Annotated in this window: 12 protein-coding genes; 5 read left to right on the top strand and 7 right to left on the bottom strand. The window is 68.6% G+C overall.

Annotated features, from left to right (window positions below):
* The 5 genes from CAL24_RS01515 to CAL24_RS01495 are packed head-to-tail and all read left to right on the top strand — an operon-like array spanning position 1 to position 4,977.
* Positions 1-921 (top strand): ABC transporter permease, encoded by a 921-nt coding sequence (locus CAL24_RS01515; protein ID WP_028354553.1) that lies wholly within the window; start codon positions 1-3, stop codon positions 919-921.
* Positions 918-1,901 carry an ABC transporter ATP-binding protein gene (locus tag CAL24_RS01510; protein ID WP_028354552.1) on the top strand — a complete coding sequence of 328 codons (984 nt, stop codon included), beginning with the start codon at positions 918-920 and terminating at the stop codon, positions 1,899-1,901. The genes CAL24_RS01515 and CAL24_RS01510 overlap by 4 nt, the downstream gene beginning before the upstream one ends.
* Positions 1,898-2,899, top strand: a complete 1,002-nt coding sequence (locus CAL24_RS01505; RefSeq protein WP_028354551.1) for an ABC transporter ATP-binding protein — start codon at positions 1,898-1,900, stop codon at positions 2,897-2,899. The genes CAL24_RS01510 and CAL24_RS01505 overlap by 4 nt, the downstream gene beginning before the upstream one ends.
* 9 nt (positions 2,900-2,908) lie before the next feature.
* A complete protein-coding gene (locus tag CAL24_RS01500) occupies positions 2,909-3,811 on the top strand; it encodes an alpha/beta hydrolase (protein ID WP_094805532.1) in 903 nt (300 codons plus the stop codon).
* A 35-nt stretch (positions 3,812-3,846) separates the two neighbouring features.
* The gene (locus tag CAL24_RS01495; RefSeq protein ID WP_028354549.1) at positions 3,847-4,977 is read left to right on the top strand and encodes a M20 family metallopeptidase; all 1,131 of its coding nucleotides are present in this window, start codon (positions 3,847-3,849) and stop codon (positions 4,975-4,977) included.
* A gap of 214 nt (positions 4,978-5,191) precedes the next feature.
* On the opposite strand, the gene CAL24_RS01490 is transcribed toward CAL24_RS01495, so the two are convergent.
* The 7 genes from CAL24_RS01490 to atpG all read right to left on the bottom strand — a co-directional run bounded on the left by CAL24_RS01490 (position 5,192) and on the right by atpG (position 14,662).
* Positions 5,192-7,249 (bottom strand): UvrD-helicase domain-containing protein, encoded by a 2,058-nt coding sequence (locus CAL24_RS01490; protein ID WP_094805531.1) that lies wholly within the window; start codon positions 7,247-7,249, stop codon positions 5,192-5,194.
* Positions 7,250-7,269: 20 nt separating this feature from the next.
* Complete coding sequence (locus CAL24_RS01485; RefSeq protein ID WP_094805530.1) at positions 7,270-9,351, bottom strand: primosomal protein N'; 2,082 nt, start codon at positions 9,349-9,351, stop codon at positions 7,270-7,272.
* Positions 9,352-9,700: 349 nt separating this feature from the next.
* The gene (gene hemE, locus CAL24_RS01480) at positions 9,701-10,774 is read right to left on the bottom strand and encodes a uroporphyrinogen decarboxylase (RefSeq protein WP_028354546.1); all 1,074 of its coding nucleotides are present in this window, start codon (positions 10,772-10,774) and stop codon (positions 9,701-9,703) included.
* A 106-nt stretch (positions 10,775-10,880) separates the two neighbouring features.
* Positions 10,881-11,672 (bottom strand): helix-turn-helix domain-containing protein, encoded by a 792-nt coding sequence (locus CAL24_RS01475; RefSeq protein ID WP_249278458.1) that lies wholly within the window; start codon positions 11,670-11,672, stop codon positions 10,881-10,883.
* 205 nt (positions 11,673-11,877) lie between these two features.
* Positions 11,878-12,303, bottom strand: a complete 426-nt coding sequence (locus CAL24_RS01470; protein ID WP_028354545.1) for a F0F1 ATP synthase subunit epsilon — start codon at positions 12,301-12,303, stop codon at positions 11,878-11,880.
* Positions 12,304-12,312: 9 nt separating this feature from the next.
* The gene (gene atpD / locus CAL24_RS01465; protein WP_094805528.1) at positions 12,313-13,713 is read right to left on the bottom strand and encodes a F0F1 ATP synthase subunit beta; all 1,401 of its coding nucleotides are present in this window, start codon (positions 13,711-13,713) and stop codon (positions 12,313-12,315) included.
* Positions 13,714-13,756: 43 nt separating this feature from the next.
* Complete coding sequence (gene atpG / locus CAL24_RS01460; protein ID WP_028354543.1) at positions 13,757-14,662, bottom strand: F0F1 ATP synthase subunit gamma; 906 nt, start codon at positions 14,660-14,662, stop codon at positions 13,757-13,759.
* Positions 14,663-14,717 lie beyond the last annotated feature (55 nt).

Here is a 14,717-nt window from a genome sequence, read left to right as displayed (position 1 = left end):
ATGGCAGACTCCGCACCCACCGGCCGCACCCGCACCATCCAGCCGCTGGCTGAGACCCCGCGGCGCGCCGCCATCCTGAAGAAATTGCACAGCCGCCCCACCGTGACCGGCTCGGCCATCGCCCTGGCCGTGCTCATGGTGGTGGTGCTGGCCGCTCCCTATTTCGCGCCGCAGAACCCCTATGACCTGGCCAGCCTGAACCTGCTCGACGGCCGCCTGCCGCCGGGCGCCGCCTCGATGGACGGCCAGGTGTACCTGCTGGGCACCGACGACCAGGGCCGCGACATGCTCAGCGCCATCCTGTACGGGCTGCGCATCAGCCTGATGGTGGGCCTGTCCGCGGTGGCGCTGGCGACCGCCATCGGCAGCATGGCCGGCCTGCTGGCCGCCTACGCCGGCGGCCTGGTCGATACGATAGTGATGCGCGTGGTGGACTTCATCCTGGGCTTTCCCACCATCCTGGTGGCGCTGGTGCTGCTGGCCATGATGGGGCGCGGCGTCGACAAGGTGATCCTCGCGCTGGTGGTGGTGCAATGGGCCCATTACGCGCGCATCATGCGCGGCCGGGCGCTGCAGGAACGCCGCAAGGAATATGTCGAGGCGGCCGCCAACCTCGGTTTTCCCGCCTGGCGCATCATGGTCTTTCATCTGCTGCCCAACTGCCTGGGGCCGGTGATGGTGTTCGCCACCATCCAGATCGCCACCGCCATCGCGCTGGAAGCCACCCTGTCCTTCCTGGGGGTGGGCGTGCCCATCACCGAGCCTTCGCTGGGCCTGCTCATCGCCAACGGCTTCCAGTACCTGCTGTCGGGCGACTACTGGATCAGCATGTTCCCGGGCGTGGCCCTGCTGGTGCTGATCCTGACCATCAACATCGTGGGCGACCGCCTGCGCGAAGCCCTGGATCCGCGACGAGCATGAACGAAGTCCTTCTCCAGGTGCGCGGCCTGCGCACCGCCTTCCATACCGAAGCCGGCGCCTGGCCGGCGGTCGACGGCGTCGACCTGACCGTGCGGCGCGGCGAGATCCTGGGCCTGGTCGGCGAGTCGGGCTCGGGCAAGTCGGTGACCGGCTTCTCGCTGCTGGGCCTGATCGACCCGCCCGGCGAAGTGGTCGCCGGCGAGATCCTGTTCAAGGGCCGCGACCTGCGCACGCTCGACGAGGAAGGCATGCGCCGGCTGCGCGGCAACCGCATCGCCATGATCTTCCAGGATCCGCTGATGACCCTGAACCCGGTGCTGCGCATCGGCGAGCAGATGATGGAAGCCATCCTCACGCACGAGAACGTGCCGGCCGCGCAGGCGCGCGAACGCTGCCGCGAGGCCCTGGCCATGGTCGGCATCCCCGCGCCGGAAAAGCGGCTCGACAGCTACCCGCACGAATTCTCGGGCGGCATGCGCCAGCGCGTGGCGATCGCCATCGCCATGCTCAACAAGCCCGACCTGATCATCTGCGACGAGCCCACCACCGCGCTGGACGTGACCATCCAGGGCCAGATTCTGTACCGCATGCAGGAAATCTGCCGCACGCACAACACGGCGCTGATCTGGATCACCCACGACCTGGGTGTGGTCGCCGAACTGGCCGACCAGGTCGCGGTGATGTACGCCGGACGCATCGTCGAGGCCGGCCCGGTCGACCAGGTGCTGGACGCGCCGCGCCATCCGTACACCCGCGGCCTGCTGGACTCCATGCCGGCCAACAGCGCGCCCGGCACCCGCCTGCACCAGATCGACGGCATGGCGCCCAGCCTGGCCGGCCGGCCCGCCGGCTGCGCGTTCCGGCCGCGTTGCCCGAACGCCATCACGCGCTGCACAGAGCAATCTCCTTCCGCCACGTCGGAAGGCTCGCGCAGTTTCCGCTGCTACGCCCCGATCGCCCGCGAGACCACTTCCGCATGACCCCGCAAGACACCCCCGTCATCGAACTACGCAACGTCCACAAGCGTTTCGAACACCGGCCCGACCTGGCCCAGCGCATCCTGGCGCTGGCCGGCAAGCCGATCGACCGCCGCACGGTGCATGCCGTCAATGGCGTCGACCTGTCCATCCGGCGCGGCGAAGTGCTGGGGCTGGTCGGCGAATCCGGCTGCGGCAAGTCCACGCTGGGGCGCGTCGTGGCCGGGCTGCATCGCCCCACCGAAGGCGAGCTGCTGTACCAGGGCCGGGCCGCCGGCGAGCTGCGCGGCGCCGACCGGCTGGCCTATACGCTGGGCGTGCAGATGATCTTCCAGGACCCGCAGGCCTCGCTCAACCCGCGCCAGCGCCTGCGCCAGATCCTGGGCGAGGCGCTCAAGGTGCACAAGCTGGCGCCCCCCGCCGAGATCCCCGCGCGCATCGACCGCGCCCTGTCCGAAGTGGGCCTGGACCGCGAGTACCGCGACCGCTACCCGCACCAGATCTCCGGCGGCCAGCGCCAGCGCATCGGCATTGCCCGCGCGCTGATGGTGTCGCCCAAGTTCCTGGTGTGCGACGAGCCGGTGGCCGCGCTGGACGTATCGATCCAGGCGCAGGTCATCAACCTGTTCATGGACCTGCGCGAACAGCATGGCTTCACCTACCTGTTCATCAGCCACGACCTGGGCGTGGTCAAGCACATCTCGGACCGCGTGGCCATCATGTACCTGGGCAAGATCGTCGAGCGCGCGCCGGCCGCCGAGATCTTCGCGCGGGCCAACCACCCGTATACCCAGGCCCTGCTGGCCGAGGTGCCGGACGTGGGCCGGCGGCGCCGCCAGTTCACCCCCATCCAGGGCGAGATCCCCTCGCCGTTGAACCCGCCGCCGGGCTGCACGTTCCATCCGCGCTGCCCGCATGCCACCGCGCGCTGCCGCGAGCAGGCGCCCGAGCTGAAAGAAATCGCCCCCGGCCACTGGTCGGCCTGCCACCTCAACCCCTGACGCCGCCCCATGAAAGCAGACCTGTCCAACGTCGACCGCATCGCCCGCGAGCTGGGCCATGCCGGCCGCAATGCCATCACCTACGTCGACGAAGACCGCAACGCCGACCGTCCCTTCACGCTGCAGACCTACCGCCCCTACGGCTACACGCCGGACCGGCCGGTCGTCATGGTGCAGCACGGCGTGCTGCGCAACGGCGACGATTACCGCGACTTCTGGATCCCGGCGGCCGACAAGCACAAGGTGCTGATCGTCGCGCCGACGTTCTCCAACGACATCTGGCCCGGCGTCGAGAGCTACAACAACGGCCGCGTCTTCAGCCCGGGCGGCAATCCGCGCCATGTCGACGGCTGGACCTACGCGCTGGTGGGCCGGGTGTTCGCCGACCTGCGCGCCGCCGGCGTCACCGAAGTGGAACAGGCCTACCTGTTCGGCCATTCGGCCGGCGGCCAGTTCGTGCACCGGCTGATGAGCAGCCAGTCGCACGCGCCGTTCTGCGCGGTGACGGCCGGCAACCCCGGCTGGTACACCCTGCCCACGTTCGACCACAAGTTCCCCGAGGGGCTGGACGGCGTGGGCCTGACCGAAGACCATCTGGTGCGCCTGCTGGCCTATCCGATGACCATCCTGGCCGGCGATCAGGACATCGCCACCAACGACCCCAACCTGCCGTCCGAGCCGGCGGCCATGCGCCAGGGCCCCCACCGGTTCGCCCGCGCGCACCATTATTTCGAAGCCGGCCGGCGCGAAGCCGAGCGGCGCGGCGTGCCGTTCGGCTGGCAGCTGCAGGTCGTGCCCGGCATCGGCCACGACGGGCGCGCCATGTCGGCCGTCTGCGCGAGCCTCTGGTTCGAGGGCAAGATGCCCGGCGACGCAGAGCTGGCCCGGCTGGCGGGCCAGCAGGTGGCCTGATTTCCCTTTTTCGCACAGACTCCAGGAACGCAACCATGTCCTCCCTGCCTACTACCGAAGAACTCGTCGCCGGCATTCAAGCCTGGGTGCAATGCGAATCGCCATCCAACTCGCCGGCGGGCGTGGCGGCCATGGCGGCGCTGGTCGAAGCGCAGGCGCGCGCGGCCGGGTTGACGGTCGAGGTCTCCCCGCTGGGGCCGGACACCGGGCCGCTGCTGTACGCCACCAACCGCGCCGCCGGCGACACGCGGCCGGGCATCCTGGTGCTGGCGCACCTGGACACGGTGCATCCCATCGGCACGCTGCAGGACAACCCCTGCCGCATCGAGGGCGACCGCCTGTACGGCCCGGGCAGTTACGACATGAAGGGCGGCATCTATTTGGCCCTGGCGGCGCTGGCCACGCTGGCCCGGCCGGACGCCACCCGGCTGCCGGTGGACTTCCTGATGGTGCCCGATGAAGAGATCGGCAGCCACGCCTCGCGCGCGTCGATCGAACGCTATGCGGCCAACGCCAAGTACGGCCTGGTGTGCGAGCCCGCCCGGCCCAACGGCGGCAAGTGCGTCACGGCGCGCAAGGGCACCGGCATGCTGCGCCTGGGCGTCAAGGGCCGGCCGGCGCATGCCGGCATGCAGCACGAGAAAGGCCGCAGCGCCATCCGCGAAATGGCGCACCAGGTGCTGGCGCTCGAGGCCATGACCGACTACGAGCGCGGCGTCACGGTCAGCGTCGGCACCATCGCCGGCGGCACGGTCACCAACACCGTGCCGGCCCAGTGCCGCTGCGTGGTCGACTTCCGGGTGCCCGACATGGGCGCCGCCGAAGACGTGCTGCGCCGCATGCGCAACCTGTGCGCGGTGGGGCCGGACGTGGAGCTGGATATCGACGTCGAGCTGAACCGGCCGCCGATGGTGCGCACCGAGGCGGCCGCCGCTTTGCTCGAACTGGCCCAGGGCTACGCGCGCGAGGCCGGTTTCACGCTCGAAGAAGCGCCCATGACCGGCGGCGGCAGCGACGCCAACTTCACCTCGGCCATGGGCGTGCCCACCCTCGACGGGCTGGGCGCCGACGGCGACGGCGCCCATACGCTGCACGAGTACATCCTGGTGTCCACCCTGCAGGCCCGCGCCAAGTTCTGGCAATTGCTGCTGCGCGAACTGGCGTAGCCGGACGCGGTGTCAGACACCCGCAGGGTGTCTGACACCTGAAGCATGCGCAGGCGCCAGCCAGGTGTCCGGCCAAGGTGTCTGACACCCTGTGGGTGTCTGACACCTGACCCCCGGGGACCCACCGCCGGTCTCTACTTCTTCGCGCCGACCAAGGTGTCTGACACCCCGCGGGTGTCAGACACCGGGACCGCCTGGAGCCCGCCGCCGGGCGTTACTTCTTCAGCAGCGCCTTCAACATGCCCAGGCGCTCTTTGGGGCTCATGGCCTTGGTGGCGTCGTCTTCCTCGATCCGCACATCGCCCAGGCCCATCTCCTCGATGAAACGCGACGGCTCGCGCACCACGTCCTCGCGGCCGCGGCGGCGCTTCTTGCACCAGCTCAGGTTCAGGCTGCGCTGCGCACGCGTGACGCCGACATACATCAGCCGGCGCTCTTCCTGGATGCGCGTGGCCAGGTTCTCGGCCGCGCGCGCCGGGTCGCCTTCTTCGTCGTCCTTGCCCAGGTGCGGCAGCAGGCCTTCCTCGACGCCCACCAGGTACACGTGCGGATATTCCAGCCCCTTGGACGCATGCAGCGTCGACAGTTTCACGGCATCGGGCTCTTCTTCCTCGCCGCGCTCGAGCATGGTGATCAGCGCCACGTGCTGGACCAGATCGAACAGCGACATGCCGTCTTCCTCGGCCTTGCGCTTGAGCCAGCCCGTGAGTTCCAGCACGTTCTCCCAGCGCGTCTGCGCCGGCTTGTCTTCCAGCGTGTCGTACAGGTAGCGTTCATACTGGATCGCGCCCAGCATGTCGTCCAGGATGGCGCCGGCCGGCTCGGCCGACCCCTGGCCGTCGGTGCGGCCACGCCCGGCGCGCCACTGGATGCGGCGGATGAATTCGGCGAAGGTGCGCAGGGAATCGAGCTGGCGCGGCTGCAGCAGGCCCTCCAGCCCCGACTCGGCCACCGCCGCCAGCAGCGAGACCTCGCGCTGCGCCGCATACTGGCCCAGCACCTGCAGCGTGGCCCGGCCGATGCCGCGCCGGGGCGTGGTGGCGGCCCGGATGAAAGCCGGGTCGTCGTCGTCATTGGCGATCAACCGCAGGTAGGCCAGGATGTCGCGCACCTCGGCCTTGTCGAAAAAGCTCTGGCCGCCAGCGATGGTGTACGGGATCTTCAGATTGCGCAGCGCCTGTTCCAGAATGCGCGACTGGTGGTTGCCGCGATACAGGATGGCGAAGTCCTTCCACTGCGCCTGCCGCTCGAAACGCGCCGCCGAGATCTTCATGGCGGTCGACTGGGCCTCGTGCTCGTCGCTGTCCATGGGCGTCACGATGATCGGCTCGCCCATGCCCAGGTCCGACCACAGCTTCTTCTCGAACAGCTTGGGGTTCTTCTCGATGACCGTATTGGCCGCCGCCAGGATGCGCTGCACCGAGCGGTAGTTCTGTTCCAGCTTGATCAGCTTGAGCTGCGGGTAGTCGGTGGTGAGCTTGGCCAGGTTCTCGATAGTGGCGCCGCGCCAGGCGTAGATCGCCTGGTCGTCGTCGCCCACCGCCGTGAACATGGCGCGGTCGCCGCACAACAATTGCACCAGGCGATACTGGCACACATTGGTGTCCTGGTATTCGTCCACCAGCAGGTAGCGCACGCGGTTCTGCCAACGGGTGCGCACCTCTTCGTTGCTTTCCAGCAATTGGGCGGGGATGCGGATCAGGTCGTCGAAATCGACCGCCTGGTAGGCCGCCAGCGTGGCGCTGTAGTTGCGGTAGACATTGGCCGCCTCGACCTCGCCCGGCGTAGCGGCAATGCGTGCGGCATCGTCGGGACCCAGCAGCGCGTTCTTCCACAGCGAGATGATCGACTGCACGGCGCGCAGCCGTCCGCGGTCGGTGGTGGCCAGCAGTTCCTGGATGATCGCCATGGCGTCGTCGGCGTCCAGGATGGAGAACTGCGGCTTCAGCCCGGCGTGGCGCGCCTCTTCGCGCAGCAGGCGCACGCCCAGCGAATGGAAGGTGCTGATGGTCAGCCCCTTGGCCAGCTTGCGGTCGACCAGCGTCTTGACGCGCTCGTCCATTTCGCGCGCGGCCTTGTTGGTGAAGGTCAGCGCCACCACGTTGCGGCCCATGTAGCCGCATTCGCGCAGCAGATAGGCGATCTTCTGCGTGATCACGCGGGTCTTGCCGCTGCCCGCGCCGGCCAGCACCAGGCAAGGGCCGTCCAGGTACAGCACCGCCTCTTTCTGGGCAGGGTTCAGGCCGTGGCCGATCGGTGCGCTGTCGGACATGTGTGTAGACAAGACGAGGGTCAGATTTCGAGGGGATCCACTTCGAGCTGCCAGCGCACGCGCGCCTCGGCGGCCAGGTCCGGCAAATACGCCGACCACGCCGCCAGGAAGCCCTGCAGCGCCGGGCGGCTGGTGCTTTCGAGCAGCAATTGCGCGCGCTCGATATTGGCGACGCGCACCACCCGCAACGGCACCGGATCGTACAGCGTGAGCGCGGTCGCGCCCGGGAAGCCGCCGCCGTCGGCCAGCGCGCGCGCCTGCTGCAGGAACGCCAGCGCCTGGGCCAGCTCGCGCGCCTCGGCGGTCAAGAGCGCCTGGTACGCGAAAGGCGGCAGGCCGGTGGTCTCGCGCTCTTCGAGCGCATGGCGCGCGAAGCCGGCGTAGTCGTGGCGCAGCAGCGCCTGGTAAACCGGCTGCTCGGGGTAGCCCGTCTGGATCAGCACCTCGCCGCCGCCGCCATGGCGGCCGGCGCGGCCCGCCACCTGCATGAGCTGCGCGAACAGGCGCTCCGGCGCGCGGAAATCATGGGCAAACAGCATGGAATCGGCGTTGAGCACGCCCACCAGGCCGAGCCGCGCGAAATCGTGGCCCTTGGCCACCATCTGCGTGCCCACCAGGATGTCCACTTCGCCCGCGTGCACCGCGGCGAATAGCGCCTGCGCGCTGCCCTTGCGCCGGGTGCTGTCGGCATCGATGCGCGAAATGCGCGCCTCGGGAAACAGTTCGGCCAGGTGTTCTTCCACCCGCTGCGTGCCGCGCCCCATCGGCTGCAGATCCTGGTCGCCGCACTCCGGGCAGGCGCGCGGCACGGGCGCCTGGTAGCCGCAATGATGGCAGTGCAGGCGGTGACCGTGCCCGGTGGTCCGGTGCAGCACCGTGAACGCCGTGCAGCGCGGGCAATGGCTGACCCATGCGCACGACGCGCAATGCAGCACCGGCGCATAGCCGCGGCGGTTCAGGAACACCAGCGACTGCTCGCCGCGCTCGAGCCGCTGGCCGATGGCCTCGACCAGTTGCGGCGACAGCCCCTGGCGCATGGCCAGGCGGCGGGTATCCACCAGCCGCACGGCCGGCAGGTTGCTGGCGCGGGCGCGCCCCGGCAACGACAGGCGCAAGTAGTGCCCGCGCCCGGCGTGATGCCAGCTTTCCAGCGAAGGCGTGGCCGAGCCGAGCAGCACGGGAATGCCAAGGTCGCGCGCCCGCCAGACCGCCAGGTCGCGCGCGGAATAGCGCAGGCCTTCCTGCTGCTTGTACGACGCGTCGTGTTCCTCGTCCACCACGATCAGGCCCAGTTCGGACATGGGCGCAAAGATCGCCATGCGGGTGCCCAGCAGCATGCGGGCCTGGCCGCGTTGCGCGCGGGCCCAGGCCTGCAGACGCTCGCCGTCGGACAACCCGCTGTGCAGCACCGCCAGCCCGCCGGGGCCCAGCACCGATTCGAGGCGCGCCCGCAAAGCGCCCTCCAGCTGCGGCGTCAGGTTGATCTCGGGCACCAGCAGCAATACCTGGCGACCCGCGGCCAGCACCTGCTGCGCCACGTGCAGGTAGACCTCGGTCTTGCCGCTGCCCGTCACGCCGTGCAGCAGCACGGGTTTGAAGCCCTCGAGCGCCGCCACGGCGTCGACGGCGGCACGCTGGTCCGGGTTCAGCTCGGGCGCCTGGTCGGGCACCGCCGGCGCCGCGGGCGCCTTGGGCTTGCGCGCATCCAGCCGGGCCACTGGGCCCTGCCCCGATCGCTTGCCCTGGTAGGCGGAGGGCTTGCGCAGCGGCGGCGGCATGGCAGGCAGCATCACTTCGCCCAGCGGCCGCTGGTAGTACTCGGCGGCAAAGCGGGCCAGCCGCAGCCAGTCTGCCGGCAGCGGCGGCAGGTCTTCCAGCACCTGTTCGATGTCGCGCACCTGCGCCGCCCCGATTGACGGCTCGGCGGGGTTGTCCAGCACCACGCCCACCAGCTTGCGGCGCCCGAACGGCACGATGACGCGCGCGCCCACCGGCAGCGGGGCCGGACTGCGGTAGTCGAACGGACCCGGCAGCGGCACATCGAGCGCCACGCGCACCCAGGCCGCGGCGCCCGAACCGGCAGCGGCGGACGCGTCAGACATGGGGGTGGGTGCAGAAAAACATGGGGCGAGGCAGTCGATAGTTAAAGTGAATTCTGGAATTTGCCGCTAAGAGATTGTCGCGCCTGACCGAAATATCCGGGCCGCTGCAGCCTGTGGATAACTTTGGGGAAAAACACCCAACAACCTTGCCTGCTGCCAAGGAAAATCCCGGTGGAGTTTAATAAGAAATCCCAAATGACCTGGTTTTCCTGTTTATATTCAATGGCTTATAAACTTTTTCCAGAAAAATTGAGAACTATTCGGGGTAATCCCGAGTTGCTTCGCTGCTGTGCACAAGTGCTTCTGGACAACGCGCATCGGCCGCGCATGGCGGCGAAGCGTTCACTTACTATGCGTGCAGCGGGCGGCTATAGGCATGCACTTCGTCGACCAGCTCGGAGACGGCTTCCGGCGGGGTGTACTGGGAAATGCCGTGCCCCAGATTGAACACGTGCCCGCCTCTGCCGACCGGGCCGAAGGCGTCCAGGGTGCGGCGCGCCTCGGCGCGAATGGCCGCAGCGCCGCCGAACAAGGTCATCGGGTCGAGGTTGCCTTGCAGGGCCACGGCATCGCCGGTACGGGCCCGGGCCTGGCCCAGGTTGACCGTCCAGTCCAGGCCCACCGCATCGCAGCCACAGCGCGCGATGTCCTCCAGCCATTGGCCGCCGCCCTTGGTGAACACGATGACGGGCACGCGGCGGCCCTGGTGCTCGCGCGTCAGCCCGGCCACCACCTTGCGGGTATAGGCTAGCGAGAACTGCTGGAACAGGCCGTCGGCCAGCACGCCTCCCCAGCTGTCGAACAGCATGACGGCCTGTGCGCCGGCGGCGACCTGCGCGTTCAGGTATTGCAGCGTGGCTTGCGCATTGATCTCGAGGATGCGATGCAGCAGGTCGGGCCGCGCATAGAGCATGGTCTTGATCAGGCGGTAGTCGTCGCTGCCGCGGCCTTCCACCATGTAGCACGCGATGGTCCAGGGGCTGCCGGCGAACCCGATGAGCGGCACCTTGCCGTCGAGTTCGCGGCGGATGGTGGCGACCGCGTCGAACACGTAGCGCAGCGATTCCATGTCGGGCACCGCCAGCCGGGCCACGTCGTCTTCGGTGCGCAGCGGGCGGGCGAAACGCGGCCCTTCGCCGGGAGCAAAGTCCAGCCCCAGGCCCATGGCATGCGGCACGGTGAGAATGTCGGAAAACAGGATGGCCGCGTCGAGGTCATAGCGCGCCAGCGGCTGCAGCGTGACTTCGGCCGCGTAGTCGGGGTTCTGGGCCAGCCCCATGAACGACCCGGCCCGCGCGCGCGTGGCGTTGTACTCGGGCAGATAGCGCCCGGCCTGGCGCATCAGCCAGATGGGGGTATACGGCACGGGTTCGCGCAACAGGGCGCGCAGGAATACATCGTTTTTCAAGGGGGCAGCGGACACGACTATCCTTCGCAATCGGAAGCCGTGATTTTACCCTTCGGTGCGGCCCGCGACGCCGACGTCGCGCAAGCGTACGGGGGTCGCGCCCCGGCCAGGCGCATCGGCGCTATGACCCGAGGCCGGATTCGGCGCTGTTTCGATAGGGCGCGGCGTCGATGCGGTGCTTGCGCATCAGGGCCCAGAACGCCCGCCGGTGCTTGCTGGCGGCGCGCGCCGCCTGGGCCACGTTGCCGGCATGGCGAGCCAGCGCACGCCGCAGGTACTCGCGCTCGAAGCCTTCGACCACTCGCGCCTTGGCCTGGCGGAAGGGCTCGTCCACATGCGCGGCTTCGCGGCCGTGCAATGCAGCCAGGGTGCGTTCGAGCCGGGCGCGCGACAGCGGCCGCCGCCGGCCGGCCCGCGCGCCGTAGGCGGCTGCGGGTTCCTGCATGGCGCAAGGCGTGGCGGGCGAGGCGTCGGGCGGCAGGGCCGGCACGGCGCTGTGGCCGGACGCCCGGCACAGGCGCACCAGGCGCGCGCGCAGTTCGTCCGGACAGGCCGGCGCGCGGATGAAGTCGGCGGCGCCCAGCGCGAGGAGGTCGAGGATGGCGGGCGCGGTGATGTCGAACACCAGCGCGATGAGCGGCGTGCGCGGCCCGGAGCCGGCATTGGCCAGCGCGGTGCGGATCCAGGAGAGCGAGGCGGGCGCCACCGGCAGCAGGCAGCCGTCGAAACGCCGCAAGGCCAGCCTGGCGCGCCCCAGCAGCTGCGCGTCGGGCGCGCCGGGCGCCAAGGTGGAGAGCTCCTGGGCGTGCAGCCGCAGCCGGCCGGCCTGCCCGCCGTGCTGCGCGACCCATTCCCTGACCCAGCTTTCGTGGCCCGGTGTCATCAGCACCGCGCAGTCGAGAGTTTCCCGCAAGATAGCCTCCTTCGTTACATATGCAAAAAAGGCAAGCGTACGCTGCAGGGCTGAAAAGCGATATTCGCAATCCCCACACTGCGGGTTATACGTATAAGGACGGGGGCGCGCCGCGCGGGCAGGCCTGGAAAAGCAAAGGCGGCCTCTCGGCCGCCTTGCGTAATGATGCGTCGCCAACCCCGCAGGGGCCGGCGCCGGTGCTGCTTCAGTGCGTGTTGCGGGTCTGGCGCAGTTTGCGGGCCGCCACGGCCTGGGCCGCCAGCATGGCCAGCTCGGCTTCGACGACCGCGATGTCGGCCTTGTCCTTGGCGTTGCGCAGGGCCTCTTCGGCTTTCTCGCGCGCGGCCACGGCACGGGCCTCGTCCAGGTCGGCGGCGCGGATGGCCGTGTCGGCCAGTACCGTCACCATGCCCGGCTGCACTTCCAGGATGCCCCCGGCGACGAAGATGTTTTCCTCGGCTCCATCGGCACGGACGATCTTGACCGTCCCGGGGCGTATGCGCGAAATCAGCGGGGTGTGGCCGGGCAGGATGCCCAGCTCGCCCGCTTCGCCAGGCAGCGCCACGAACTTCGCCTCGCCGGCGAAGATCGCTTCCTCTGCGCTGACGACATCCACATGCAGGGTAGCCATATGAGATCCTTATTGCAGTTTCTTGGCCTTCTCGAAGGCCTCGTCGATGGTGCCGACCATGTAGAAGGCCTGCTCGGGCAGCGCATCGCACTCGCCGTTGACGATCATCTTGAAACCGCGGATGGTCTCGGCCAGCGGCACGTACTTGCCGGGCGAACCCGTGAACACTTCGGCCACGTGGAACGGCTGCGACAGGAAGCGCTGGATCTTGCGCGCGCGGGCCACGGCCTGCTTGTCCTCGGGCGACAGTTCGTCCATGCCCAGAATGGCGATGATGTCGCGCAGTTCCTTGTAGCGCTGCAGCGTCTGCTGCACGCCACGGGCCACGGCGTAGTGCTCTTCGCCCACCACCTGCGGGTCGAGCTGGCGGCTGGAGGAATCGAGCGGGTCCACGGCCGGGTAGATACCCAGGGCGGCGATGTCACGCGACAGCACCACGGTGGAGTCCAGGTGCTGGAAGGTGGTGGCGGGCGACGGGTCGGTCAGGTCGTCGGCGGGCACGTACACGGCCTGGATCGACGTGATGGAACCGGTCTTGGTCGAGGTGACGCGCTCTTGCAGCACGCCCATTTCCTCGGCCAGCGTCGGCTGGTAGCCCACCGCCGACGGCATGCGGCCCAGCAGCGCGGACACTTCGGTGCCGGCCAGGGTGTAGCGGTAGATGTTGTCGACGAAGAACAGGATGTCGCGGCCTTCGTCGCGGAACTTCTCGGCCATGGTCAGGCCGGTCAGGGCCACGCGCAGACGGTTGCCCGGGGGCTCGTTCATCTGGCCGAACACCATCGCGACCTTGTCCAGCACCTTCGACTCTTCCATTTCGTGGTAGAAGTCGTTGCCTTCACGGGTGCGCTCGCCCACGCCGGCGAACACCGACAGGCCGCTGTGCTGCTTGGCGATGTTGTTGATCAGTTCCATCATGTTGACGGTCTTGCCCACGCCGGCGCCGCCGAACAGGCCGACCTTGCCGCCCTTGGCGAACGGGCAGACCAGGTCGATAACCTTGATGCCGGTTTCCAGCAGTTCCACCGACGGCGACAGTTCGTCGAAACGGGGAGCGGTCTGGTGGATGGCGCGCTTTTCGTCGGCTTCGATGGGGCCGGCTTCGTCGATGGGACGACCCAGCACGTCCATGATGCGGCCCAGCGTGCCGTGGCCCACGGGCACCGAGATCGGCGCGCCGGTGCCCACGACTTTCATGCCGCGGCGCAGGCCGTCGCTGGAGCCCAGCGCGATGGTGCGCACCACGCCGTCGCCCAGCTGCTGCTGCACTTCCAGCGTCAGGCCCTTCTCGGCGAACTGCGACGTTTCGTCGGCCAGGGTGAGCGCTTCGTAGATCTTGGGCATTTGATCGCGGGGGAACTGAATATCCACCACGGCGCCGATGCACTGAACGATGGTTCCGTTGCTCATGTCGATTCCTTGCTTGATAGCTTTTTGACGGGATGCAGGCCGATCAGACGGCGGCCGCGCCCCCTACGATTTCCGAAATTTCCTTGGTGATCGCCGCCTGGCGGGTCTTGTTGTAGACCAGCTGCAGGTCGCCGATGACCTTCTTGGCGTTGTCCGACGCCGCCTTCATGGCGACCATCCGGGCCGACTGCTCCGAGGCCATGTTCTCGGCCACGGCCTGGTACAGCAGGCCCTCGACGTAACGCTGCAGCAAGTCGTCGATCACGCTCTTGGCATCGGGCTCGTAGATGTAGTCCCAGCTGTAGTTCGACTGCACCTCGGCCGTCTTGGCCAGGGTTTCCGCGCCCGACTGGAAGGGGTCGTCCAGGCCGCTGGCCAGCGGCAGCAGGCGCAGGAACACCGGTTCTTGCTTCATGGTGTTGACGAAGCGGGTGGCGGCCACGTACAGCGCGTCGATCTCGCCGTTCAGGTAGGCGTCGAGCTGGACCTTGATGGCGCCCAGCAGGCGGTCGAGGTCGGGCTTGTCGCCGAGCTGCACTTCGTGCGACACCAGGTTCGCGCCGACGCGGGTCAGGAGGCCCAGGCCCTTGTTGCCGAACGCCGTTGCCTGGACCCGGATACCGCGCTGGTCGAACTCTTTCAGCTTGGCCAGCGTCACGCGGCTGATGTTGGTGTTCAGGCCGCCGCACAGACCCTTGTCGGTGGTGACCAGCACCACGCCCACCGCCTTGATCTCGCGTTCGACCAGGTACGGATGGCTGTACTCGGGGTTGGCCTGCATCAGGTGCGCGGCGATCTCGCGCACCTTGGTGGCGTACGGACGACCCGCGCGCATCCGGTCCTGCGCCTTGCGCATTTTGGATGCAGCGACCATTTCCATCGCCTTGGTGATCTTGCGCGTGTTCTGCACGCTCTTGATCTTGGTTCGGATTTCCTTGATTCCGGGCATTGCGCTTTCCTGTTGTAACGGCTTGGCGGGATGCGGCCGGGGCTCGCCCCGCCCT

The organism is Bordetella genomosp. 2 (assembly GCF_002261345.1).
GTDB lineage: Bacteria > Pseudomonadota > Gammaproteobacteria > Burkholderiales > Burkholderiaceae_B > Bordetella_A.
Note: the sequence above shows the minus strand (reverse complement) of the source record. Positions and strands in the feature narration are given on the sequence as shown.

Bases quoted from the DNA above. Each gene is read 5' to 3' on its own strand.
- CAL24_RS01515 (WP_028354553.1), top strand. From the start codon at position 1: ATGGCAGACTCCGCACCCACCGGCCGCACCCGCACCATCCAGCCGCTG.
- CAL24_RS01510 (WP_028354552.1), top strand. From the start codon at position 918: ATGAACGAAGTCCTTCTCCAGGTGCGCGGCCTGCGCACCGCCTTCCAT.
- CAL24_RS01505 (WP_028354551.1), top strand. From the start codon at position 1,898: ATGACCCCGCAAGACACCCCCGTCATCGAACTACGCAACGTCCACAAG.
- CAL24_RS01500 (WP_094805532.1), top strand. From the start codon at position 2,909: ATGAAAGCAGACCTGTCCAACGTCGACCGCATCGCCCGCGAGCTGGGC.
- CAL24_RS01495 (WP_028354549.1), top strand. From the start codon at position 3,847: ATGTCCTCCCTGCCTACTACCGAAGAACTCGTCGCCGGCATTCAAGCC.
- CAL24_RS01490 (WP_094805531.1), bottom strand. From the start codon at position 7,249: ATGTCCGACAGCGCACCGATCGGCCACGGCCTGAACCCTGCCCAGAAA.
- CAL24_RS01485 (WP_094805530.1), bottom strand. From the start codon at position 9,351: ATGTCTGACGCGTCCGCCGCTGCCGGTTCGGGCGCCGCGGCCTGGGTG.
- CAL24_RS01470 (WP_028354545.1), bottom strand. From the start codon at position 12,303: ATGGCTACCCTGCATGTGGATGTCGTCAGCGCAGAGGAAGCGATCTTC.
- atpD (WP_094805528.1), bottom strand. From the start codon at position 13,713: ATGAGCAACGGAACCATCGTTCAGTGCATCGGCGCCGTGGTGGATATT.
- atpG (WP_028354543.1), bottom strand. From the start codon at position 14,662: ATGCCCGGAATCAAGGAAATCCGAACCAAGATCAAGAGCGTGCAGAAC.